General features: G+C 48.1%; 21 protein-coding genes. 13 read left to right on the top strand and 8 right to left on the bottom strand.

Going from position 1 to position 24,968, the window contains the following annotated elements:
- Positions 1-55: 55 nt before the first annotated feature.
- Positions 56-847, bottom strand: a complete 792-nt coding sequence (locus H6A13_RS09790; protein ID WP_204909409.1) for a YARHG domain-containing protein — start codon at positions 845-847, stop codon at positions 56-58.
- A 178-nt stretch (positions 848-1,025) separates the two neighbouring features.
- Here H6A13_RS09790 and H6A13_RS09785 point away from each other — a divergent pair, with 178 nt between their 5' ends.
- The 8 genes from H6A13_RS09785 (at position 1,026) to H6A13_RS09750 (ending at position 9,577) form a co-directional block, all read left to right on the top strand.
- Entirely contained in the window at positions 1,026-1,607 is a 582-nt protein-coding gene (locus H6A13_RS09785) for a vWA domain-containing protein (protein WP_204909408.1), read from the top strand.
- Between the two features lie 104 nt (positions 1,608-1,711).
- The gene (locus tag H6A13_RS09780; protein WP_204909407.1) at positions 1,712-3,073 is read left to right on the top strand and encodes a hypothetical protein; all 1,362 of its coding nucleotides are present in this window, start codon (positions 1,712-1,714) and stop codon (positions 3,071-3,073) included.
- Positions 3,074-3,260: 187 nt separating this feature from the next.
- On the top strand, positions 3,261-4,166 hold the full coding sequence (locus H6A13_RS09775) for a DUF2156 domain-containing protein (RefSeq protein ID WP_204909406.1): 906 nt from the start codon (positions 3,261-3,263) through the stop codon (positions 4,164-4,166).
- A 39-nt stretch (positions 4,167-4,205) separates the two neighbouring features.
- Complete coding sequence (locus H6A13_RS09770; protein WP_204909405.1) at positions 4,206-5,393, top strand: pyridoxal phosphate-dependent aminotransferase; 1,188 nt, start codon at positions 4,206-4,208, stop codon at positions 5,391-5,393.
- A gap of 14 nt (positions 5,394-5,407) precedes the next feature.
- Complete coding sequence (hisC, locus tag H6A13_RS09765; RefSeq protein WP_204909404.1) at positions 5,408-6,466, top strand: histidinol-phosphate transaminase; 1,059 nt, start codon at positions 5,408-5,410, stop codon at positions 6,464-6,466.
- A gap of 68 nt (positions 6,467-6,534) precedes the next feature.
- Complete coding sequence (locus H6A13_RS09760) at positions 6,535-7,497, top strand: carbohydrate kinase family protein (protein WP_204909403.1); 963 nt, start codon at positions 6,535-6,537, stop codon at positions 7,495-7,497.
- Between the two features lie 5 nt (positions 7,498-7,502).
- Entirely contained in the window at positions 7,503-8,843 is a 1,341-nt protein-coding gene (locus H6A13_RS09755) for a MurT ligase domain-containing protein (protein ID WP_204909402.1), read from the top strand.
- Positions 8,843-9,577: a type 1 glutamine amidotransferase gene (locus H6A13_RS09750; RefSeq protein ID WP_204909401.1), complete on the top strand. Its 735-nt coding sequence runs from the start codon at positions 8,843-8,845 to the stop codon at positions 9,575-9,577. Before H6A13_RS09755 ends, H6A13_RS09750 begins: the two co-directional genes overlap by 1 nt.
- Positions 9,578-9,586: 9 nt before the next feature.
- Here the strand turns inward: H6A13_RS09750 and H6A13_RS09745 are convergent, their stop codons facing one another.
- Positions 9,587-9,937 (bottom strand): helix-turn-helix domain-containing protein, encoded by a 351-nt coding sequence (locus H6A13_RS09745; RefSeq protein ID WP_204909400.1) that lies wholly within the window; start codon positions 9,935-9,937, stop codon positions 9,587-9,589.
- A gap of 148 nt (positions 9,938-10,085) precedes the next feature.
- Here H6A13_RS09745 and H6A13_RS09740 point away from each other — a divergent pair, with 148 nt between their 5' ends.
- The 4 genes from H6A13_RS09740 to H6A13_RS09725 all read left to right on the top strand — a co-directional run bounded on the left by H6A13_RS09740 (position 10,086) and on the right by H6A13_RS09725 (position 16,468).
- Positions 10,086-10,319 carry a hypothetical protein gene (locus H6A13_RS09740; RefSeq protein WP_204909399.1) on the top strand — a complete coding sequence of 78 codons (234 nt, stop codon included), beginning with the start codon at positions 10,086-10,088 and terminating at the stop codon, positions 10,317-10,319.
- An 85-nt stretch (positions 10,320-10,404) separates the two neighbouring features.
- Positions 10,405-10,866, top strand: a complete 462-nt coding sequence (locus H6A13_RS09735) for a hypothetical protein (RefSeq protein ID WP_204909398.1) — start codon at positions 10,405-10,407, stop codon at positions 10,864-10,866.
- A 60-nt stretch (positions 10,867-10,926) separates the two neighbouring features.
- Positions 10,927-11,988 (top strand): flavodoxin-dependent (E)-4-hydroxy-3-methylbut-2-enyl-diphosphate synthase, encoded by a 1,062-nt coding sequence (ispG, locus tag H6A13_RS09730; RefSeq protein WP_207751883.1) that lies wholly within the window; start codon positions 10,927-10,929, stop codon positions 11,986-11,988.
- On the top strand, positions 11,981-16,468 hold the full coding sequence (locus tag H6A13_RS09725; protein ID WP_204909397.1) for a PolC-type DNA polymerase III: 4,488 nt from the start codon (positions 11,981-11,983) through the stop codon (positions 16,466-16,468). The genes ispG and H6A13_RS09725 overlap by 8 nt, the downstream gene beginning before the upstream one ends.
- Before the next feature lie 8 nt (positions 16,469-16,476).
- Here the strand turns inward: H6A13_RS09725 and H6A13_RS09720 are convergent, their stop codons facing one another.
- A complete protein-coding gene (locus H6A13_RS09720) occupies positions 16,477-17,043 on the bottom strand; it encodes a TetR/AcrR family transcriptional regulator (RefSeq protein ID WP_207751882.1) in 567 nt (188 codons plus the stop codon).
- A 199-nt stretch (positions 17,044-17,242) separates the two neighbouring features.
- Between H6A13_RS09720 and H6A13_RS09715 the strand changes: the two genes are divergently transcribed.
- Complete coding sequence (locus H6A13_RS09715; RefSeq protein ID WP_204909395.1) at positions 17,243-19,561, top strand: YhgE/Pip domain-containing protein; 2,319 nt, start codon at positions 17,243-17,245, stop codon at positions 19,559-19,561.
- Between the two features lie 65 nt (positions 19,562-19,626).
- Here the strand turns inward: H6A13_RS09715 and H6A13_RS09710 are convergent, their stop codons facing one another.
- From H6A13_RS09710 to H6A13_RS09690, 5 genes are all read right to left on the bottom strand, one after another.
- Positions 19,627-20,967 (bottom strand): uracil-xanthine permease family protein, encoded by a 1,341-nt coding sequence (locus H6A13_RS09710; RefSeq protein ID WP_204909394.1) that lies wholly within the window; start codon positions 20,965-20,967, stop codon positions 19,627-19,629.
- 60 nt (positions 20,968-21,027) lie between these two features.
- A complete protein-coding gene (locus H6A13_RS09705) occupies positions 21,028-21,873 on the bottom strand; it encodes a DUF368 domain-containing protein (protein ID WP_204909393.1) in 846 nt (281 codons plus the stop codon).
- 148 nt (positions 21,874-22,021) lie between these two features.
- The gene (locus tag H6A13_RS09700) at positions 22,022-23,350 is read right to left on the bottom strand and encodes a threonine/serine exporter family protein (protein ID WP_204909392.1); all 1,329 of its coding nucleotides are present in this window, start codon (positions 23,348-23,350) and stop codon (positions 22,022-22,024) included.
- 92 nt (positions 23,351-23,442) lie between these two features.
- On the bottom strand, positions 23,443-24,507 hold the full coding sequence (locus H6A13_RS09695) for an MFS transporter (RefSeq protein WP_204909391.1): 1,065 nt from the start codon (positions 24,505-24,507) through the stop codon (positions 23,443-23,445).
- 138 nt (positions 24,508-24,645) lie between these two features.
- Positions 24,646-24,924: a type II toxin-antitoxin system HicB family antitoxin gene (locus tag H6A13_RS09690; protein ID WP_204909390.1), complete on the bottom strand. Its 279-nt coding sequence runs from the start codon at positions 24,922-24,924 to the stop codon at positions 24,646-24,648.
- Positions 24,925-24,968: the final 44 nt, after the last annotated feature.

Here is a 24,968-nt window from a genome sequence, read left to right as displayed (position 1 = left end):
CGTGACTGGGGACGGGGGATTTTTAAAAATCCCCCGTCCCCAGTCACGTAATAGTTTACAATGTATATTCAAATGTGTCGTCTTTGGTAAAGGTATGGCTGATGCCATAGCTGCTAATCTCTACGAGTGAATCGTTCATGACATCATACTGGAAGTTTGCGAAAATTGTGGAGGCAGGGTCTGTTGTGTTATGGAAAGACAGGTATCCGTTTTCGCAAGTCACATCCAGGTATCCGTCCCATTTTCCCCATTCGGTGTAGGTGTTGGCGAAGCCGATGCCGATTTCATTGCCTGGAGTGAACCAGCTGTAGTGTCCGTAAAAGGTTCCATTATCTTCCCGGATCTTCAGGACAGTCGGATGATCCGGATCGGTGTTGTCTACCCAGGTGCCTACCATGTCTTCGTAGTACAGAGGGCTTTCGATATATACGTAGGAAGAAGACATGACCTGTACGTCTCCGCTTTCGGAAATTCGCTGGTTTTCTTCAAATCGTTCTTTTGCATCTTCCTGGCGGCGGGAAAGATCTTTTCTATAGAGATTGTCTAAGTTTTGCTGCTCGATTTCGGACAGGCAGGACGGATCATAAGTTTCTACAGGCTGATACCAGCCGGTTCCTTCAAAATATTCTTTCATGTCTTCGGAATATACTTCTTTTCCATGTCTTGCAGTGATTTCATAGCGTGCCGCCCGAAGTTCCCAGTCGGATAATTTTTCAATTTTTTTTTCTGAGATTACTTTTGTGTCGCTGGAAGCAAGAATTTCGTGCTCTTTTGCGAATGTAGTGACCGGAGTCGCAATTGTGAGTGCTGTTACAAATAATAATCCTTTTATAAATTCTTTTTTCATAATCATTTCCTCCTTGACATCCGGCGCAGCCGGTGTTTGTGTTTCTTGATGATTTTATGATAAACCACAGTTTTGCAAATTTGTGTTTCGCGTCCCAGACACAGATTTTTTTATTTGAGATTTAGAATGAAATCACAGATGAACACGAGGATTTCATTTTATACGAGGAGGAAAAGAGATGAAAAAGAAAGCAACAGAAATGGTTTGTATATTGGACAGAAGCGGATCTATGTATAGAAAACGAAAAGATACCATCGGAAGCTTTAATCAGATGCTGGAAAGACAAAAAAAGGAATCCGGGGAGGCGTACATTACGACAGCATTATTCAGCGATCAGTGTGAGGTTCTCTATAGTCACACGCCGGTTCGGGAGGTAAAAGAGCTTAAGGAGCGGGAATATTATATAGGAGGAAACACGGCGCTGTTTGATGCCATAGGAAAAGTTTTCAACCAGACAGACAGCCTCCTGGAAGGAAGAGAAGGGGATTATGAGGAGAAAGTACTGGTTTTCATTATTACAGATGGGATGGAAAATGCCAGTGTGCAGTATGGCGCACAGCAGATTAAGGAGTTGATCGAAGAAAGACAGAAGAAGGGCTGGGTGATCCTGTTCTTTGGGACGGACATGGAGATGATAAAGCTGGCAGAGGATACCGGGATCCGAAAAGAGAATACGACCTGTTATCCGGACACGGCAGAAGGAATCAGGGAAAGCTTTTTAATGGCAGGAAGCTGTTTTTCCAAGCTTCGTAAAAGCTGAAAAACAAATTTGCAAAACTGTGATTTATCATAAAATCATCAAGAATAACAAAGCAATTGAAACAAACAGGAAAATCAGAAAATAAGAATTAGGAGGAAATTGTGATGTTAAAGAAAGAAATGGTAAAAAAAGGATGGAAAGCAATGGGAATGAAGATGGGGATTGCGGCAGCGGCTGTGATCATCGGACTTACTGCAGTGCCGGGTACAGCAGAAGCCAAGATGAGCAATGGGTCTTTTGTGTCGATCGCAGGAGGCGCAGTAGACAGTATTACAGTAAACGGTGTGAAGGTTGATGCCTTGTATGAGCCATATAATTCTGGAACAAATACTGACACCACCTATTCCTGCGCGGCATTTGTTAAACGGTTTTACAGAGATGTCTATGGAAGAGATGTCTATGGTCTGAACTCTACGACTTCTGTTCCCCAAATAGACCAGGGGAGTTTTACGGAAACAAATAGCCCGAAGGTGGGCGATATCCTGCGGGATAATCAGAGTGTACACTGGGCGATTGTAAAAGAAGTTAATGGTAATACGGTAACACTGATCCAGCAGAATGCATGGAACGGCGATTATAACAAAGCGTGGGTCGGAGCTAAAGCTGAACTTGGAGACAGTCGTTACAGCTATTTTACCTGGAACGGTAATAATGGAAATAGCGGAAATAAGCAGCAGGTCTATCATGATTTTTCTTTCAATTATCACAGTTTGGAACGTTATGATACGAACGCAGTAATCCATACAAAGGTCAACAATCCGGAAAGGCTTCATGTGAAAAAAGTTGGATGTTACATTTATGACAGCAATGGCAGCCTGATCAAACGTCATGAAGAAAATTGTTCCAGAAATGAGAGCAGATTCAATATCTGGTATGATTTTACCGGAGAACTTGGAGTAACACTGACACCTGGAACAGAGTATTCCTATCAGTTTTATGTAATCTATGACAACGTAGAATATCAGGGAGCGAAGGAAACCTTTACCACAACCGGCACGGCTTCAAAGGCTCAGGATGATACTGTTGAGATGAGTAGAGAGTGTGGACCGGCTCCGTCTCTGGACTATGCAAAAGATGGATGGTTGTCTTTGCAGGAACTGGCAAGATCCAGTGAGCAGGCTTTACATGACAGAATGTGGGATCCGGAAAAGGAAGTAGGAAATAAAAAGTACTATGCGCCGGAGCGGTGTGGTGTATTCAGTACTATGGCGCCGGTTATGGCTGAGATGGGAAATGATAGAGTAGATTCTATTACCTGGAAATACACCTATCCGGACAAATCTTATAAAGCAGAAAGTAAAGAGTTCTATGAAGGTGTGGCAGAAGCGGGTAATGAAGTACTGGGTATGACCGGAACGGGAATCTGTGAAAATAAGAATCATATGACAACTACATGGAACGGAGTGGCCAGTTTGCAGTGGAGCATGGAAGAAGGCGTGCCGACAATTACTATTACAGTAGAGTAATAGAAAAGAATAGATTGAGAGTGAAATTAATGTTGAAAGAATCAGGATCTCCAAGGCTGAGATCCTGATTCTTATTAATTTTTATAAAAAAGTAAAAAGGACTTTTAAAAATGCCGGCAAAATGTGTTATACTATTGAGCGTATATAGGCAACTGTTAACATTCATGAAAAGAAGGTAGAATATTTTATGACAGAAATACCGTTTAAACGACCGGAGCTTGCCGACCGGGAGATCATTACCCATTATTTTGAACATCATACCAGCAGAAGCTGTGAGAGGACCTTTGCTAATGTATACCTCTGGTCCCGGCAATACCCGGTAACCTGGGCGGTTGTGGAAGACGCACTGGTGTTCAAGAGTGAGGATGAGACTCATTTATCTTACGCATACCCGGCGGGAGAACCGCAGCAGGTGAAAAAAGCCCTGGAAGTACTGATGGAATATAGCAAAGAAAAAGGCTGGCCATTTACTCTTTACAATGTGACTCCCGAATATTTCGCGCAGCTGGAGGAATGGTATCCCGGCAGATTTCAGATTGAGTATGATCGTGACAGCGCGGATTACGTATACGAAAGCGAGAAGCTTGCAACCCTGGCGGGGAAGAAACTGCACGGGAAGCGGAATCACATTAATAAGTTCAAATCTCTTTATGAGGGCCGGTGGAGTTATGAAAAGCTTACAAAAGATAACTTGGAAGACTGCTTCCAGATGGCGCTCAAATGGAGAAATGAAAATGGATGCGAGGACGATCCGGAAAAACGTGGAGAGATCTGCGTGACCTTAAATTCTCTGCGCTTGTTTGAAGAATTGAAGCTTACAGGAGGAATTCTCAGGATTGACGGAGAGGTAGTGGCATTTACGATCGGAGAACCGATCTGTCCGGATACCTTTGTGGTTCACATAGAGAAAGCGTTTGCTGATATTCAGGGAGCATATCCTATGATCAATCAACAGTTTGTGGAGCATGAATGCATGGATTACCAGTATGTGAACCGGGAGGAGGACACCGGAGCGGAGGGGCTTCGGAAGGCCAAGCTTTCCTACCGGCCGGTATTCCTGGTAGAAAAGGGCAAGGTTACAGAAAAAGAGTGATGCAAGTCAACAGATATAAAGAAAAAGGAGAGAGAAAAAATGATCGCGGAAAAGATGAAAAATATGGTAGCCAACAGCTCGGCGATCCGGGCGATGTTTGAGGAAGGAAATCGTATGGCAAAGCTGTACGGCGCTGAAAATGTCTATGATTTCAGTCTGGGGAATCCCAATGTCCCGGCTCCGGAAGCAGTAAAGAACGCGATTGTCGAACTGGTCAATGACAGCGATCCGGTGGTACTTCATGGATATACCAACAGCAACAGCGGATATGCCGATGTAAGAGAGGCAGTGGCGGAATCCATAAATGAACGGTTCGACACAACATTTACAGGAGAGAATATTATTATGACGGTGGGAGCCGCGGGGGGACTGAACGTGATCTTAAAGTCTCTGATCAATCCGGGGGATGAGGTTATCGTATTTGCCCCGTATTTTGGAGAATACCGGTCCTATACCAATAATTATGACGGCGTTCTGGTGGAAATCTCGCCGGATACAGAGACTTTCCAGCCAAAACTTGCGGAATTCGAACAGAAGATCACTCCAAAGACCAAAGCTGTGATCGTAAACACTCCTAATAATCCGACCGGTGTGGTATATTCCGAAGAGACCATTAAAGAAATGGCGGCCATCATGGAACGGAAGCAGAAGGAATACGGAACGGATATTTATCTGATTTCCGATGAGCCTTACCGGGAACTGGTATATGACGGAGTGGCAGTGCCGTATCTGACAAAATACTATGCAAATACGATCGTGGGCTATTCCTACAGCAAATCGTTATCCCTGCCCGGAGAACGGATCGGATATCTGGTCATCCCGGATGAGGTGACAGACAGTGAAGATCTGAGATCAGCGGCTAATGTGGCGACCAGGATCCTGGGCTTTGTCAATGCGCCGACTCTGCAGCAGAAACTGGTGGCAAAATGCCTTCATGAAAAGACAGATATCGGATTTTATGACAGGAACAGGGAAACTCTGTATAACGGGTTAAAGGAATGCGGTTTTGCATGCATTAAGCCGGAAGGCGCATTTTATCTGTTTGTAAAGTCTCCGGTCGAAGATGAGAAACAGTTCTGCGCCGACGGAAAGGAATTCCATATCCTGATGGTTCCGGGAAGTTCTTTTGGATGCCCGGGATATGTGCGCCTGGCTTATTGTGTGTCATATGAAACCATCGTGAATTCGCTTCCGAAATTCCGGGAACTGGCAAAGAAATATTTCTAAAGAGGATGTGGACTATGAAGGCATTTGAAAAAAACATAAGGAAGGTAGAGCCTTACGTCCCAGGGGAACAGCCCCAGGAGCAGGTGGTCAAACTGAATACAAATGAAAATCCATATCCGCCGGCTCCGGGCGTGGCAAAGGCGCTGGAGGAGATGGACTTAGGAAGGCTCCGGCTCTATCCGGATCCGACGGCGGAAGTGCTGGTGGATGCCCTGGCGGAATTTTACGGGGTGAGTCCGGAGCAGGTGTTTGTGGGAGTGGGGTCGGATGATGTTCTGTCCATGTGCTTTCTGACCTTTTTTAACTCCGGGAAACCCATCTTTTTTCCGGATGTGACGTATTCGTTTTATAAAGTCTGGGCGGATCTTTACAGGATTCCCTATGAGTGCAAAGCGCTGGATGAGGATTTCCGGATCCGGAAAGAAGATTATTATCCGGAAAATGGAGGGGTTATTTTTCCAAACCCCAATGCGCCCACAGGAATCTATCTGGAACTTGACCAGGTGGAGGATATTATCGCTCACAACCAGGATGTGGTTGTAATAGTGGACGAGGCGTATGTGGACTTTGCAGGCCGGTCGGCCATGGAACTGATCGACAGATATGATAATCTGATCGTGGTGCAGACTTTTTCCAAAGCGCGGTCTATGGCAGGCATGCGGGTGGGATATGCCATCAGCAATCCGGAACTGATCCGGTATCTCAATGATGCCAAATACTCGTTTAATTCCTACACCATGAATCAGACGGCTTTGATCTGCGGAGCAGAAGCGGTGAAAGACCGGGCATATTTTGAGGAAAATCTTCAGAAGATCATTCAGACCAGAGAGTGGGCAAAAAAAGAGCTGGCAGGAATGGGATTTGAACTGACAGATTCCAGAGCAAACTTTCTTTTTGTCAGACATCCAAAATACAGTGGGAAAGATTTGTTTGAGTTTCTAAAGAAACAAAAAATATATGTAAGGTTCTGGGGAAGCAAGCGGATCGAGGATTATCTCCGCATTACAGTCGGAACCAGAGAAGAAATGGAAACCTTGTTTACAGCACTGAAAAAATATATGGAAGAGCGCTAGTCCGTTGGTTTTCATTTCCCAGGCGATATGCTAAAATAAAAAATAAAAATGGATAAGGAGATTAGGGTATGGAAAAAGTATATGATGTAACGGCTATGGGCGAGATGTTGATCGACTTTACATTAAATGGTCAGAGCGACCAGGGAAACAACCTGTTTGAAGCCTGCCCGGGAGGCGCGCCCTGTAATGTGCTGGCGATGCTGAATAAGCTGGGAAGAAAGACCGCATTTATCGGGAAGGTAGGAGAAGACCAGTTTGGCCGTCTGTTAAGGGATACCATCGACGAACTGGGAATTGAGACAAAAGGCCTGCTTCTTGACCGGGAGATCCATACCACACTTGCATTTGTACATACATTCCCGGATGGCGACCGCGAGTTTTCTTTTTACCGGAAGCCGGGGGCAGATATGATGTTATCAGAAGAGGAAGTGGATTATGAACTGATCCGCCAGTCGAAAGTTTTTCATTTCGGAACGCTGTCTATGACAGACGAGCCGGTGCGCTCTGCAACAAAGAAAGCGCTTGAAACGGCAAAAGCCGCCGGATGTCTGATCACTTTTGATCCGAATTTGAGACCGCCGCTCTGGGACAGCCTGGATATGGCGAAAGAGATGATGGAGTACGGATTCCGGTACTGCGATATGCTGAAAATCTCCGATAATGAGATCCAGTTTGTAACCGGCAAAGAAGATTATGACGAAGGCATTCGGATCCTTCAGGAAAAATATCATATTCCGCTGATCTTCCTGACCATGGGAAAAGAAGGAAGCCGTGCCTACTATCAGGATCTCCGGGTGGAAAAGAAAGGCTTTACAGTAAAGGCTATTGAGACTACCGGCGCAGGTGATACCTTCTGCGGATGTGCGATCCACGGCCTTCTGACGCATGGAATGGACGGTATGAATGAGGAAGTACTGGGAGAGATCCTGACCTATGCAAATGCCGGCGCAGCCCTGATCACCATGAAGAAGGGTGCGATCCGCTCCATGCCGGATCCGGAAAATATTACAAAAATGATAAAGGAAGCTTAGAAATTATGAGATTACGCAGGATGACTGCCGTATGGGCGGCAAAACTGGCAGAAAAAATCAGTGTGCATATCTTTCACCGCCAGGGGGTAACCTGGGCGGGAAAGATCGCGCTCCGGCTGGATCCGTCTATTTTACGGACACTGGCCTCGCAGGTGAAGAAGGATATTTTTATTGTCTGCGGGACAAATGGCAAGACCACGACCAACAATATGCTGTGCGCTGCGCTGGAAGCGGAAGGATACCGGGTGGTCTGTAATCACACCGGATCCAACATGTTAAATGGTGTGGCTGCGGCGTTTGCCCTGGCGGCGGGCCTGGGAGGAAACTTGAAGGCGGATTATGCCTGTATTGAGATTGATGAGGCATCCACACGGAGAGTCTTTCCCCATTTCAAGCCGGATTACATGGTGCTGACCAATTTATTCCGGGATCAGCTGGACCGGTACGGCGAGATTGATATTACCATGAACATTCTGAAAAAGGTGATGCAGAGCGCGCCGAAGATGAAGGTGATCGTCAATGGAGACGATGCGCTGTCTGCATTTCTTGCCATGGACAGCGGGAATCCTTATGTGACTTACGGCATCGGGCAGAAGGTCATGGATGACAGCCAGTCTCATGAGATCCGGGAAGGACGGTTCTGTAAAAAATGCGGAGCCCTGCTGCAATATCATTTCTACCATTACAGTCAGCTTGGCGACTATGTCTGCACGGGATGTGATTTTCGCCGGCCTCCGCTGGATTTTGACGCGGAAAACGTAGAGGTGGGCGATACCCTTGCGTTTACGGTGGGAGAAGAGAAGATCCTTGCAAATTATAAAGGGTTTTATAATGTATACAATATTCTTGCGGCTTATGCAGCCATCCGGACCGGAGGGATCAGACCCGATCACTTTAATCAGATGCTGCAGAATTTCCATCCGGAGAATGGACGGATGGAAGAATTTCAGATCGAAGGGACCAGAGTTGTATTGAACCTGGCGAAAAACCCGGCAGGATTCAACCAGAATATCTCTGCCGTGATGCAGGACCCTTCCGAGAAAGATATCATAATTGTGATTAATGATAACGCCCAGGACGGTATTGATGTTTCCTGGCTTTGGGATGTGGATTTTGACCGGTTTAAAGAGGACAACATCCATTCGATCACTGTCAGCGGCATCCGTTGTCAGGATATGCGGCTTCGGATGAAGTATGTCAATATTTCTTCTCTGCTTGAAGCAGATATAGAAACGGCAATCCGCAGCCGGATCAAAGACGGATGCGGAAATCTGTACGTGCTGGTAAATTACACGGCGCTTTTTGGCACCAGAAATATATTAAAAAGACTGGAGGAAAACGGATAATGGGAGATACACAGAAAAAAATCGTGATCGGACATCTTTATCCGGATCTTCTGAATCTTTACGGTGACAGGGGAAATATCGCCTGTATGATGGAAAGATGTCGGTGGAGAGGGATCGAGGCAGAGACGATTGAATTTAACACCGGGGATGAGATTGACTTTTCCGGGCTGGATATCGTACTTCTGGGAGGCGGTTCTGACAGGGAGCAGGCGATTGTCTGCAAAAATCTTCAAAAGATCCAGAAGGATTTCAAAGAATATGTAGAAGACGGAGGCGTGGTGATCGCGGTATGCGGCGGTTATCAGCTTCTTGGAAATTATTATAAGACGGAAGACGGTGTGATCGAGGGACTTCATCTGGTAGACATTTATACAGAACAGGGAGAAGGACGGCTGATCGATAATATTGTTTTGCAAAGCGGGCTGACCAGCATGCCGGTGGTAGGATTTGAAAACCATGGAGGAAGAACTTTTATCGGTGAGAATCAGCCTTTTGGGAAAGTCCTCTACGGATATGGAAACGACGGGGAGAGCGGATATGAAGGTGTGGTATACAAAAATGTGATCGGCACCTATCTGCATGGCCCGCTGCTTCCAAAGAATCCAGAGGTTTGCGACTGGCTGCTAAAAAGAGCGCTTGAGAGAAAGTATGGCAGCGCGGAACTTGCTCCGCTGGATGACCAGGAAGAAAAAGAGGCAAACGCTTATATTTATCACAGATTTGTGAAAGAATAAGGATATATCTCAGTGCTTTTTCCGGTCGCGGAATTCAAGGAACTGGAGAAAATCCAGCATTTCCTCTTTGGAACGGGCAGAAAGTCTGCGGTATCGGGAGAGGATAATGGTATCGGCGCTGGAAGGAATTCCGGTGCGGGACACAGATAACTGGACCGGCTCATCTTCTTCGTCCAGAAGGTAATCCACCGGTACACGAAAAAGAGAGGCAAGCGCCGTCAGCTTTTCATAAGATGGCTGACGGTTCTTTGTTTCATAACCGGCAATGGTAGACCGGGAAACATTCATTCGTTTTCCGAGCGCTTCCTGTGTTAAATTGTTCTGCAGACGAAGTTGTTTTAATTTTTCGGCAAAGGACATGATGCCGTTCCTCCTCTGTATTTCGGTGAATATTAACAATTTGGTATATTTTACCAAGTGTGGCGATAAAGAACACACAATGTGCTGAATATCAACAAAGTGTTGCGGAAATGTTGCAGAACGGAACAAAAGGAAAGGAGATCCAGATATGAGGCAGGAAAGATTTAAGATGGAACGGGAAGGACTGGTGGAAGAAGGCCAGGAAGTAGAGATCAGTGAAAGAAGCGCGGTGACTGGCCAGTATACTTATCTGGTGGAACCTTCGGTTGCCATGTCCGGGATCTACCGGACCGGCGAACGGATCCGGGCAAGAAAAGGCGTGATCCGAAAGATCGAGAAGACAGAAAAAGGATTCTATCTGATCGTGGAGGTGGAAGGGTAGCTTTCCATGCCTGGGCTTCTGACTGACGTTGACACCTTCCGGGAAAGACTATATAATAAAAAAAGAAACCGAAAGGATAAGATAAATGATGATTGAAAAAAACGATGAAGCTATGCGCAGTAAGATCTGGAGGATCGCCACGATAGTGTCGTCTGTGCTGATCGTACTTATAGCAATTTTTCTTTTGACGAAGCTTTTTACGACTAATCCGGTGGAGGGAAGCTGGGTAAATGAAGATGGCAGCCTGGAACTGAAGTTTCAGGGAAGCGGCGAGGTGACCGCAGTGCTTCCGGAGTTTTCAGAAGGCGGCAAGGTAGAGATTCCCATGACGTATACGCTGGATAAGGACGATAAGAATATTTCCATTTCGTATGATGAGGAAGAGTTAAGAGCAATTGCCGAGGGATCGGAAGGTCTGTACACGGAAGAAATGTTGGAAAATGCACTGAGTCCCGTGACAACATCCTTTGATTACAGTGTGGATCAGGAGGAACTGACCCTGACAGAACGCGAGTATGGCGAACAATTTGTATTTACAGAAAAATAATAGAAACCAAATACCCCGCATTTTAAGATGCGGGGTTTTTGAGCAAAAGGAGAGGCGCATATGATTACAAGAGAACAGACAAAAAAGATAAAGATCGGCAGCCGCGTCATCGGCGGCGGAAATCCGGTAGCGATCCAGTCTATGACGAATACCAGAACAGAAGACGTGGCGGCTACGGTGGGACAGATTCTTGCCCTTGAAAAAGCCGGCTGCGAGATCATCCGCTGCGCGGTTCCTACCATGGAAGCGGCGGAAAGCCTTGCAGAGATCAAAAAGCAGATCCATATTCCGCTGGTGGCAGATATTCATTTTGATTATCGTCTTGCGATCGCGGCTATTGAGCACGGAGCAGACAAGATCCGGATCAATCCCGGTAATATCGGAGATGAGACAAAAGTGCGCGCCGTAGTAGAAAAGGCGAAGGCATATCATGTGCCTATCCGGGTCGGCGTAAACAGCGGTTCTCTGGAAAAACGGCTGGTGGAAAAATACGGAGGAGTCACGGCGGAAGGCCTGGTGGAGAGCGCACTGGAAAAAGTACATATGATTGAAGATATGGGATATGACCAGCTTGTAGTCAGCATTAAGTCTTCGGACGTCATGATGTGCGTCCGCGCCCATGAACGGATCGCGGAAGTCTGCCCGTATCCGCTGCATGTGGGGATTACAGAATCCGGCACTTTGCTGGCCGGGAATATCAAGTCCTCCATTGGTCTTGGACTGATTCTGTCACAGGGGATCGGAGATACGATCCGCGTGTCTCTTACCGGCTCTCCGGTGGAAGAGATCAAGTCCGCCAGATTGATCTTAAAGACACTGGGCCTTCGCAAAGGCGGTATTGAAGTCGTGTCCTGCCCTACCTGTGGCAGAACAAAGATTGATCTTATCGGTCTTGCCAACCAGGTGGAAGAGATGGTGCAGGATATTCCTCTTGACGACATAAAAGTAGCGGTTATGGGCTGCGTAGTCAATGGGCCTGGGGAAGCAAAAGAGGCGGATATCGGCATTGCCGGCGGGATCGGAGAAGGACTGCTGATTAAAAAAGGCGAGATCATAAAAAAAGTGAAAGAAGAAGAGTTATTGGAAACATTAAAACAGGAGCTGCTGCACTGGAATGAGTAAACCGTTTTTTGAAGTATTTCCTACGTTAAAACTGAATGATGACTTGTGGATGCTGTTTGAATCCACAAAGGTGACGAAGGTGGTCACAAATTCAGCCAGGGATTATGTCCGCATACATCTTTTCAGCCGGCATCTGATCCAGAAACAGCACATTTACGAGGTGGAAGATCTGCTTAAGGATCAGCTTTTTGCCAGAAGCCGGATCCGGGTGGAGATTCTGGAAGAGTATGAATTGTCCGGACAGTATACGCCGGAAAATCTGATGCGGGAGTACTATGACAGTTTTCTCCTGGAACTGAATGAAAAAAGTGTTGTAGAGCGGAACATGCTGCAAAGCGGAGAGTATTCTTTTGAGGATGAGAATATCCTTCTGCTGAGAATGACGGATACGATCGTAGCACAGGGCAGAAGAGAAGCCCTGACCCAGTATCTGACCGGCGTGTTTGAAGAACGCTTTCACCGTCCGATTGAAGTGCGGGTGATCTTTGAGGAGCAAAAAGACAGTAAACTCAAATATAATGACGAGAAGCTGAAGCTGGAAGTAGACGCTATCCGCAGGCAGAGGAAAGCCCTTCGGGAGGAAAAAGAAGCCAGGAGGCAGGAAGAAAAGAAGGAAGCTGCCACAGCTTCTGGCGGAACTCAGAAACAAAAAGGAAAAAGGAGCGATTATAAAGGCTCTTATTACAGCGCAAAGCGCCAGAGTGACGATCCGAACCTGATCTATGGCCGGGATTTTGATGATGAACCGATCGAACTGTCACAGGTAGTGACGGAAATGGGAGAAATCACAATCCACGGGAAGGTGATCAGCTTTGATACCAGAGAAATCCGAAATGAAAAAACCATTGTTATGTATGCGGTGACAGATTTTACGGATACGATCATGGTGAAAATGTTTGTGAAAAATGAACAGCTTCCGGATATCCTGGCAGAGATCAAGCCAGGGGCGTTCTTAAAGATTAAGGGCGTAACAGCCATTGATAAATTTGACAGGGAACTGGGGATCGCTTCTGTCACCGGAATCCGCAAGATCAGTGATTTTACCCAGTCCAGACAGGATACGGCGCCGGAAAAGCGGGTAGAGCTTCATTGTCATACGAAAATGAGTGACATGGATGGAGTGTCCGAAGTAAAAGACCTGGTAAAGCGGGCCCACGACTGGGGGCACAAGGCCATCGCCATTACCGATCACGGAGTGGCCCAGTCCTTTCCGGACGCGAATCATTACATAGAAACGCTGGATAAAGACGATCCGTTTAAAATCATCTATGGAGTGGAAGGGTATCTGGTGGATGATCTGACGGACGTGGCTGTCAACGAAAAAGGGCAGTCTCTGGATGGAACCTACGTGGTATTTGACCTGGAGACTACCGGATTTAGTCCTGTCAAAGATAAGATTATTGAGATCGGAGCCGTGAAGGTTGAGGATGGAAAGATCACGGACCGGTTCAGCACTTTTGTGAATCCCGGGATACCGGTTCCCTTTGAGATTACCCGGCTGACCAGCATCACAGACCAGATGGTCATGGATGCGCCGGGGATTGAAGTGGTATTACCGGAATTCCTTGCATTTATCGGAGATGCGGTGCTGGTGGCGCACAACGCGTCCTTTGACGTGGGATTTCTGGAGCAGAATATGCGCTATCTGGACCTGATGCCGGATTTTACCTCTGTGGATACCGTGGCGCTTGCCAGGATGCTTCTGCCCACATTGTCCAAGTTTAAGCTGAACATTGTGGCAAATGCTTTGAATATTTCGCTGGAGAATCATCACCGGGCGGTGGATGACGCGGGAGCGACCGCAGAGATCTTTGTAAAATTTGTACACATGTTAAAGGACAAAGGGATCCACGATCTGACGAAGCTGAATCATTTCGGGACCCAGAGTGAAAATGTGGTGAAAAAACTTCCCACGTATCATGTGATCATCCTGGCCTGCAATGAAGTGGGGCGGGTGAATCTGTATACCCTGATCTCCAAGTCTCATCTGGAATATTATGCCAGAAGACCCAGGATCCCGAAAAGTGTACTTTCCAGATACCGGGAAGGCCTGCTGGTGGGAAGCGCCTGCGAGGCAGGAGAACTTTATCAGGCTCTGCTGAGTGAAAAGTCTGATGCCAGGATTGCAAAGATCGTCAGCTTTTATGATTATCTGGAGATCCAGCCGGTGGGAAATAACCGGTTCATGATCGACAGTGACCGTGTCAGAAACGTAAATTCTGTGGAAGACATCCGTAATCTGAACCGCCGGATCGTAAAGCTGGGAGAACAGTTCGCAAAGCCTGTGGTTGCCACCTGCGACGTACATTTTATGGATCCGGAGGATGAAGTCTACCGGCGGATCATTATGGCAGGAAAAGGTTTTTCAGACGCTGATGAACAGGCGCCTTTGTATCTGCATACCACGGATGAGATGCTGGAGGAATTTGAATACCTGGGCTCTGCGAAAGCCAGAGAGATCGTCATCGAGAATCCAAATAAGATCGCGGATATGATCGAAAAGATCACGCCCATCCGGCCGGACAAGTGTCCGCCGGTGATTCCGGATTCGGATAAGCAGTTAAGAGAGATCTGTTATAATAAAGCCCATTCCATGTATGGAGATCCACTGCCGGAGGTGGTAACGGAACGTCTGGAAAGAGAACTGAATTCCATCATTTCCAATGGATTTGCGGTCATGTATATCATTGCCCAGAAGCTGGTGTGGAAGTCCAATGAGGACGGATATCTGGTAGGTTCCCGGGGATCCGTAGGATCTTCTTTTGTTGCCACCATGGCGGGAATCACAGAGGTCAATCCCTTAAGCCCTCACTATTACTGCAAAAAATGTCATTACAGCGACTTTGATTCCGAAGAAGTCAGGGCCTATGCGGGAGGCTGCGGCTGGGATATGCCGGATAAGCTGTGCCCGGTCTGCGGGGAGCCGCTTACAAAGGACGGTTTTGATATCCCCTTTGAGACCTTCCTGGGATTTAAAGGAAATAAGGAACCGGATATTGACCTGAATTTCTCTGGCGATTATCAGAGTAATGCTCATAAATACACGGAGGTTATCTTCGGAGCCGGACAGACCTACCGGGCCGGGACGATTGCCACCCTGGCGGACAAGACCGCGTTCGGATATGTGAAGAATTATTATGAAGAACGGGGACAGGGAAAACGAAACTGTGAGATTGACCGGATCGTTCAGGGATGTACCGGGATCCGCAGGAGTACCGGACAGCATCCGGGCGGAATCATCGTGCTGCCGCTGGGAGAGGAGATCAACTCCTTTACACCGGTGCAGCATCCGGCCAACGATACGACAACGGACATCGTCACCACCCATTTTGATTACCATTCCATTGACCACAACCTGCTGAAACTGGATATTCTGGGACACGATGATCCGACTATGATCAAGACACTGGAAGAGTATATCAGTTCTCCGGCTATGGATAATGAATACAATGAAACAGACCACCGGTTTGAAGCAACGAAGATCCCTCTGGACGATCCCGGCGTGATGTCTTTATTTCACGACACCTCGGCTCTTGGCATTAAGCCGGACGACATTGGCGGCTGCCCGGTGGGGTGCCTCGGGATTCCGGAATTTGGAACGGATTTCGTTATCCAGATGGTAGTAGACACCAAGCCACAAACCCTTTCCGATCTGATCCGGATCTCCGGACTGTCTCATGGGACGGATGTGTGGCTGAACAACGCCCAGGAGTTGATCCGCAGCGGAAAAGCCACGATTTCCACGGCCATCTGTACCCGTGACGATATCATGACTTATCTGATCAATCAGGGCCTGGACAGTGAGGAATCCTTTACCATTATGGAGCGTGTCCGGAAGGGAGCCGTGGCAAAAGGAAAATGCAAGGAGTGGCCGGACTTTAAGAAAGAGATGGCGGAGCATGGGGTGCCGGACTGGTATATCTGGTCCTGCGAAAAGATCAAGTACATGTTCCCGAAGGCTCATGCGGCAGCCTATGTGATGATGGCATACCGTATCGCGTACTGTAAGATCAACTATCCGCTGGCCTATTATGGAGCCTATTTCGGAATCCGTGCCGACGCCTTTTCCTATGAGATCATGTGCCAGGGAAAAGAAGTTCTGCAGAAATATATCGACGATTACAACCGCCGTTCCAATAGCTTAAGCAAGAAAGAGCAGGATACCATGAAGGATATGCATATCGTGCAGGAAATGTATGCCAGAGGATATGAATTTCTGCCCATTGATATCTACCGGGCGAAGGCGACCAAGTTCCAGATTATTGACGGGAAACTGATGCCGCCCTTTGTCAGCATCGACGGCATGGGTGAGAAAGCGGCGGAAGCGGTAGAAGAGGCGGCCAAGGACGGACCCTATCTGTCCAGAGACGATTTCCGCCAGCGGACCAAGGCAAGTAAGACGGTGATTGATTATATGGGAGAGCTGGGTCTTCTGGGTGATCTGCCGGAGTCCAACCAGCTGTCACTGTTTGATCTGTAGGGGAAAGATCAACGCTGTTCTGCCAGTGCATTCGTGATAAGCCGGAATGTCAGCTTTGCCATATGCTCCGGGTTTTCCGGGAAGGCGGCAGCCAGCCAGGTCTTGATGAGGCCGACACAGCCGGAGAGGCAGAAAGCGTAAGAGTACTTAAGGTCATCTGACCGGTCAGGAAAGGTTGCTTCGAGTACTTTCAGGCTGTGTTTTGACAAGATGGCTTCGATCCGGTGGAGAAAGGCAATGTCTCCGTTAGGACCTAAAAGCGCGGCGCAGATCGCTTTATTTTCTGCCAGAATGGCAAAGATGTCCTCAATAAAAGGAAAACTGTTTTCTCCGAAGGGGCTGACCGGGCGTGCCTGGATCAGCTCCTCGATCTTTTCCACCAGTTCATTTTCAATGCTTTCCATCATATCATAAATATCGCGGTAGTGAAGATAGAAAGTTGAGCGGTTGATATCAACCCGTTCGGTCAGTTCTGTTACAGTGATTTCATTAATCGCTTTTTCCCTCAGAAGTCCGGCAAGCCCATTTTCCAGTTGTGTCTTGGTTTTCCGGACTCTTCTGTCTTTTGGATTCATTTTTTCCTCCACAGATTCTTAAAATTTCATAAACAACCGACATGGGAACAGAGATGTGTCGATTATCCGACGTTAGCTCCCATATCTGATGGTTGCTTCCTTTTCTTTTGTTCAGTATAATGCAATCGGTTCTAAAAATCAACATGATGTCTATTAATAGAAATGATGTCTTTCAACTGACAGAAAGGGGAAAATAAACATGGTCAGACAGGAGTGGAAGAAACTTTTCCATAACAAAATACTTTTATTGGTGGTTATTGCAGTCATCGCGATCCCATCTATCTACACAACCTTATTTTTGGGGTCTATGTGGGATCCATATGGAAAGGCAGACAAGCTTCCTGTTGCAGTGGTCAATCAGGATCAGGCTGCTTATTATGAAGGGAAGGAGATGAAGATCGGGGAGGAACTGACGGAGAAGCTAAAAGAGGACGATTCCCTGGATTTTCGCTTTACAGATGAAAAAACGGCGAAACAGTGGCTGGCAGACGGGAAATGCTACATGGTGATTACGATCCCGGAAGATTTTTCGGCAAATGCGGCCACTGTTACAAGTGAAAATCCGAAAAAAATGGAACTTTCTTATGAGACGAATCCGGGAACCAACTATATTGCTTCTAAAATGAGCGAAACGGCAATGAAGAGTATGGAAAACTCTGTCCGGGAGAAAGTGACTACTGTTTATGCAAAAGTTATGTTTGACAGTATCAGAGAGGCCGGAGACGGGATGGCGGAAGCCGCGGATGGAAGCGGCCAGCTGGCAGACGGAGCAAAAGAAGCGGTTTCCGGAAGTGACAGGCTGGCAGAAAATCTGGGGATTTTGGCGGAGAGTACTCTGACCTTTCAAAACGGAGGAGAGGCCCTGACAGAAGGGCTGAAGGAATATACCCGAGGGGTAGAGGCAGCAGGAGACGGCGCAAGGGAGCTGGACGAGGGGGCAGGGAAACTGGCCGATGCTGCCGGACAGCTTTCAGATGGAGCCGGGAGCCTGAAAAACGGAGCAGCTACCTTGAATGACGGACTGCAGGCCATTGTGGGAGAAAGCCACGGACAATCTCAGGCACTGGCAGATGGAGCCCGTTCGCTGAGTGAAGGAATGGCTGCATTTTCGGGGGCCCTTTCCCAGATACCTGCTTCTTCGGATCTGTCAGGTTATGCGCAGCAGATGAAGGAAACTTCCGCTGCACTCGGCGGGGCGCCGGCTGCGTCGGATCCCTCCTATCTGGCAGGACAGATCGAAGCAGCCGCGGAGGCGAAAGATACAGAACAGTTGGCAGCGCTGGCCCGGCAAGCGCTTCAGGAAGCCCAGGTTAATTATCAAAGCGCTCAGACTGTGAGCAGCCAGGTTTCCCAGGCTCAGACCGCACTTTCCCAGGCAGGGGATCTCTTGTCGGCGGCATCGAATTCGACAGAAGGCATGCAGACGCTGGCATCGCAGGCGAAGGTGCTGGAAGAAAAATCGGCTGCGTTGGCAGACGGCGTGCAGACTTATACAGCGGGGGTAGATCAGGCGGCAGACGGAAGCGCCGCTCTTGCATCAGGGATGGAAACTTTTGCTGCATCCGCACAGCAGGCTGAAAATGGCATCAGGTCATTGAAACTGGGTTCATCTTCTCTGGCGAACGGAGCAGAACAGCTAAATGGAGCATCTCCCAAGCTGGTAACCGGTGCGAATGAGCTTACCAAAGGAGCAGAAAAGATCCATACAGGCGCAGAACAGTTAAGAGACGGAAGCGGGCAGCTTAGTACAGGGCTTTTAAAGGTACAGGATGGAGCAGATGCTCTGGCTTCAGGGTTAAAAGAGGGGACAGATAAGGTTAGAAAGGCCAACACAGGTGATAATGCAGCGGAGATGGTTGCGGCTCCGGTGGATACCAGAGAAAGCCAGATGACAGATATGCCCAATAACGGACACGCGATGGCTCCCTACATGATGTCAGTGGGACTTTGGGTCGGTTGCATTGCCTTTAGTCTGATGTATCCTTTGAACAGCTACAGTGGAAAATTACGCTCCGGAAAAGCATGGTGGCGCAGCAAGGCTACAGTACTCTATACGGTAGCAGTTTTGCAGGCATTGGTAATGCTGGGCGCGCTCCATCTATTTGACGGATTTGCACCTGCCAGATGGGGAGAAACCATTCTGACAGCCTGTGTGGCTTCTGTAGCATTTATGTCTATTATGTATTTCTTTACTGATCTGTTCGGGAAGGCAGGAAGCTTTCTGATGCTGATCTTTATGGTGGTACAGCTGGCGGGATCGGCCGGGACCTACCCGTTGGAAGTTTCCGGCAGCTTCGTGCCGGCCCTTCATGGATGGGTACCTTTTACGTATACCGTACAGGCTTTCCGGAGTACCATCAGCGGCGGGGAAAGTATCCGGGGATGTCTGGTCTATCTTCTGATCCTGGCGGCAGTATTTACTCTGTTTACTATTGGTGCGTTCCGGATCCGGGCGCATAGGATCCGGGAAGAAAAGCCGCTTTTGATGGATTGGCTGGAGTGTCATGGACTGGGATAGGATGTTGATATGATAAAAGATAAGTATACAAAAAACGCTGAAGCCTTATGGCCTCAGCGTTTTTCTTACTTTTGCTTTTCTTCTTTTGGAAGGATCACGTTCAGCAGGATGGCCATCAGTGTGGCTACCACTACCGGGGAACTTCCAAATACCGTGGTGACCCATTCGGGGAAGGCAGCCAGGGATTCGGAAGCCTGGGTAATGCCCATTCCAAGAGCAACGGACAGTCCGACAATGGATGTGTTGCGGAAATTCATTTCCTCCTGGAAGATCAGCTTGATCCCGGTCATGGCGATGGAGGCGAAGACAGAGATCGTAGCGCCGCCCAGCACGCACTGCGGGATGGTGGTCAGAAGACCGGAAAACTTAGGCACAAAACCGGCGATCATCAGGATGATGGCTGCCAGTCCAAGGACGCACCGGTTAATAACTTTTGTGGTGGTAACGATGCCCACATTCTGGCTGTAGGTGGCAGTCGGCAGTCCGCCAAAGAACGCACACAGGATATTGCTGATGCCATACATAATGATGCCGCCCTGCAGTTCTTTGTTATCCGGCATGCGGTTCATACTTCCGGAAGTGGTCGCAGAAAAATCTCCGATGGCCTGAATAGAGTTGATGGCAAACAAAAGGCCAATGGCCACGCAGGCAGAGGGTTCAAAGCTGATGGAAAAATGCAGCGGCTGCGGAAGCTGGAAGATTCCTGCGGACTGTACGCCGGAAAGATCCACCAGACCAAAAGGAACAGCCAGGATGTATCCAGCTACAATACCTATCAGAATGGAAGCCAGCTTTAAAAATCCTTTGGCAAAGTGGTTCAGGCCCGTTACAACAGCCAGAGTGAAGAATGCTACCAGCCAGTTCTGCCAGGAACCGTAACTTTCGCTGGAGGTTCCGCCTGCCATGTAGTTGACTGCAGTCGGATACAGAGAAAGTCCGATGGTAAAGACCACGGTTCCGGTTACCAGAGGTGGAAACAGTACACGGATCTTCCGGATGCAGAAGCCTACAATGATGGCGACGACACCGCCGACTACCTGAGCTCCCAGGATGGTGGCAATGTCATAGGTTCCGGCAATGGCCTGCATACTTGGCACATAGGCAAAGCTGATGCCGAGGATCACAGGAAGCGCGCTTCCCAGCTGCATATTTCCGAATCGGATAAAGGGGAAGAGCTGTAACAGTGTACTGATGGCAGAGCAGAACAGGGCCGCCTGGATCAGGATCACCCGGTCAGAAGGGCTGACGCCTGCGACTCCTGCTACAATGATGGATGGGGTGACACAGCCCACGATCATGGCAACAACATGCTGCATAGCCAGTGGCAGCGCCTGCCCCAGAGACGGGACACCGTTCAGTTCAAAAACGGACGCGCGGCCTTTTTTAACAGATGGATTTGTGTTCATGTGGATAGTCTCCTTTTCATTCCTTTGTATAGTATTCCTGCCAGGAAGCAGGAAATAAACTTATTTTACTTCTACACGGCTGTTAAATTTATCCAGAAGAAGGGCTGCGATCACACCTGCCACAAGGCAGATGATGTTGATGATGCATCCGCTTACGGAAGCAGTAAAGCTGGAAAACGGAATGATCATAACAGTAGCCGCGATTACAATTCCTACGATCCCGTGGAATGCCAGGGAATAAAAATGTTCAAATAATGCGTTGATGGCTTTTGCGAGGCAGATTACTGTGACAACAGCGCCGATCCCGCCCGGGATCATTACCTGAAAGTCCAGATGACCGATGCCGTCTACAAAAGGTGTGTACAGGCCAAGAGGCATCAGTAGCGTGGAAAAGCTCATGCCCGGGGCGATCACACTTAAAGCCAGACAGAATCCGCAGAAGAGATAGGAGATAAAGTTTGGTTCAATCTCTACGGAAGCCGCATTTAAGCCGGTCAGCAAAGAGAAGATCACGATCATGCAGACGACAAGAGAAAGATAGGAGCCTCTGGCGACGCCTTTTTCTCCTGCTTCCCGGAACAGAGAAGGCAGCATGCCGGTGATCAGTCCGACAAAGAGACACACGGACGGATCCGGATATTTGTTCAGGAAAAAGGCCAGCAGATTGGCAATCCCGAGAAATCCGATCACACCGCCGATAAATACCGGGATCAGCGGAGGGACGTGAGTTTTAAAATTCTTAAAAGGATTAGATAACAGCTCCATGATCGGTTTATAGATACCGAAGATTACGCTTAACACTCCGCCGGAGATACCGGGGAGAACGGCGCCAAGACCGATCAGAGCACCCTGGAGGATCCGGTATGCAAATAACATGGGGCTGTTTTTGGATGGTTTTTCGCTCATTTCATACCTCATTTTTCATCATTTTCATTAGGTGTCGGGGTAAAAATCCGCATTTTTCCAGACACCATAACATATCCACTATAACATAGATTTTATGCGGAATCTATCCTGAAAATTGACTGTAATCCATGGATATTTCCGTTAAAAATTAACTACAGTGACGGAAAGACCGGTCGGTGATGATCCGGGCGAAAATAAGGCCAAGCGGCAGGGCGAGGACGATCAGGAGAGCAGAAGCAAGCCAGGAGGCAGAGTCACCCAGATACATCTCTCCCAGATTATAGACCGCCCGGTACAGATAAAGTCCCGGCACCATGATCACGATAGAGGGTACTGTAATAGAGATTCTGGGGAAGCCCAGAGGTTTCTGCAACAGTGAGGCAAGAAGTCCGGCCGTAAGGGAACCCAGGAAGGCAGCCATAGCCGGGGGACAATCTGCCAGATCAACCATTTCCAGGCGGAGCGTATTTGCGATCATGCCGATAAAAGCTGCGGTCGCAGCAAGACGGACCGGGCTGTTAAACATGATGGAAAAGCCGAAGACTCCGCAAAAGCTGGCGATCAGTCGCAGGAAAAAAAGTGCGACAGGAGGAACAACAAAAGAAGGGAATTCCTCCGGCTGCAAATTGAGAAGAAGCGCCATAGCCCATGCCGTAACAGTGGCAACCACGATGATCATCACAGCGTAGATTAACCGTTCCATACCGGAACGCATGTCCTGCTTGGCCAGGTCGATGCCGCTGGTGATGAAAGGAAAACCGGGAATAATAAATAACATAGAACAGATATATCCGGCTTCATGGGCGGCAGGAATGGCAAAAAGCCATTCACAAAGCTGCATGGCGGCTGCATAGACCAGACAGGCCAGGGCGACAGAAGCGGTGATACACAGAAACAGGGTGTATTTACGCTGATTCAGTTTTGCCCGAAGGTAATTGCCGGCTCCGGCGCCTAGAAAGGTGCAGATCATCTCCACAATGCCTCCGCCCAGCAGGAAACAGAATGCGCAGCAGGCCATGGCGGATGCCAGTCCCTGCATCAGAGGGGTATAATGTCCCCGGATTTTTTCAATCTCATCCATACGTAAGTGGAGTTCCTCAATACTGAGATTTTTTCCGTTTTCTGCAAAGTCTTTGATAAATCGTTCCAGCCGGTCCAGTTTGGAGGTGTTGACGCCGGTGCTGGAAAGGCTTAAAGAATGAGAGACGGATTCCTTCCCGTCAAAACAGGTATAGTCAATAGAAAGAAGCCCGATATTTGCGGTACAGGTAACAGAGAGTGCAGCCGCAAGAGTATTCATGGCGCTCCGAACTCTCCAGGCTCCGGTGCCGCAGGAAAGCAGCATCAGACCGGCTCTTCCGATAAAAGCAGATTTTTCGTGGAGACCTGCCTGGGTGACAGGCAGGTCTTTTTGCCGGTCGACATAATCATGCCAGTAAACATTCATATGATTTGGGGTGATTGGTATTTGAGACATAAAGATTCCTTTCTGATCGTTCCTATCGGTTTAGATAAATAAAAATCAATTCAATAACAGTATAAAAAGAATCGGAGAAAAGTCAACTCATTCTATGCATGTTTCCGGCCTGCCAGTGCGCCGAAGACAAGATTTGTTCCGATTGCCACACTGTTGAGCAGCATAGAATTGACGCTAAGAGCAGTGGCGCGGTTGTCTGTCCGGATCTGCCGGTTCTGAATTTCGGTCAGTAGGGGCTGGAATAAAGTATTGCTGAATCTGAGGATCAGGATGGCCGCCGCAGACGGAAAAGCCAGACGGGTCGCTGCCAGGGTAAGGCAGGAAGCGGCTGCCATGCTGCAAAAAAGCAGAAGGGAGCTGCAGATTCCCAGCCGTCCGGTGACAGAGGAGGAACAGAATCCCAAAAGTCCCAGCAGGGTAGCTGCCACAAAGAGGAGTCCGATGGAGGAGCCGGACAGGCCGCATTTTTGGTATTGCAATTGATTCAGGAATACTGTGATGGTCTGATGGGTTTCAGATAACAGCGCAGCTGCAATGAGGAACAGAAGCAGCGAACGGTTCTTCATTGCCTTTTTTATTGTGACCCGGAAAGGTTCTGTGTCTGTTTTTTTCACGCTGTGAATCCGGACATCCGTCAGAAAGAGGGAAAGAAAAGCGGCGCCTCCGTAGCTGATCACGGTAAGAAAACCGGCAAGGGGGTAATGATCCTGCACAACCATTGCATAGACACCGGCGGCAAACAACAGCCCGGCCATACTCATGCTATGATAAACACCAAAGACCTTCTGGCTGTTCTTCTGACCGCAGGAGAGATAAAGGATCGTGGAATCCACACCGGAAAAGCCGGATTCTACCACACTTAGCATAATGCGTTCTACCAGAAAACCGGCGAATCCATCCGCTTTCCAGAATATAATTTTGGAAATTAAGTAGAGTGCGGAACAAAAGATGATCGTATGGCGGCAGCCGATCTTGTCTGCGATGATCCCCCAGGGGATTTCCAGCAGGATTAAGAGTGAAAGGGAGATACTCTCGATCAAAGTGATCTGAAAGATGGTGAGCCCGTGTGCCTGCCGGTACAGGGTGGCAATAGGGCCGTAGAAAACCATACCCTGCAGGAGGGCAATGGCGTACATGATCCATAGATTTCTTTTCATAATAAAAGTTCTTTCTCATTTTCAAGTACAACAAACAGTCACCATTCAGATGGTGACTGGAGATTCCAATAGAGGTGTACTTAAAAATTAGATTGGACTTCTTTTCATACTTAGATGTCTCCTGTTTTTTAAGAGAAATTATTCGTCCCAGCCTTCGTAAAAGCGGATATTGATAGAAATATTGCGGACAATGTCGCCGTCAGAGGTCTCGATATCTTCTATATCAGAGACGTGGGGCAGAACCGGATCGTCTTCTTCCAGTTCTACGCCGATCCAGGTCTTGGCGGCATCATTGGCATTATCGATAGCGTCGTCCAGCGTATCGCCGGAGGCCTCACAGCATTCCAGATCCGGGAAAAATGCGTGGTAACGGCCGTCTTCTTTTTTGCGGAAAACCGCAGGATATATAAAAATCATGTCGTTTGTTCTCCTTTTCTTACTATCATAACTATATAGTAGAA

This window comes from Mordavella massiliensis (assembly GCF_016902415.1).
GTDB lineage: Bacteria > Bacillota > Clostridia > Lachnospirales > Lachnospiraceae > Merdimonas > Merdimonas faecigallinarum.
Note: the sequence above shows the minus strand (reverse complement) of the source record. Positions and strands in the feature narration are given on the sequence as shown.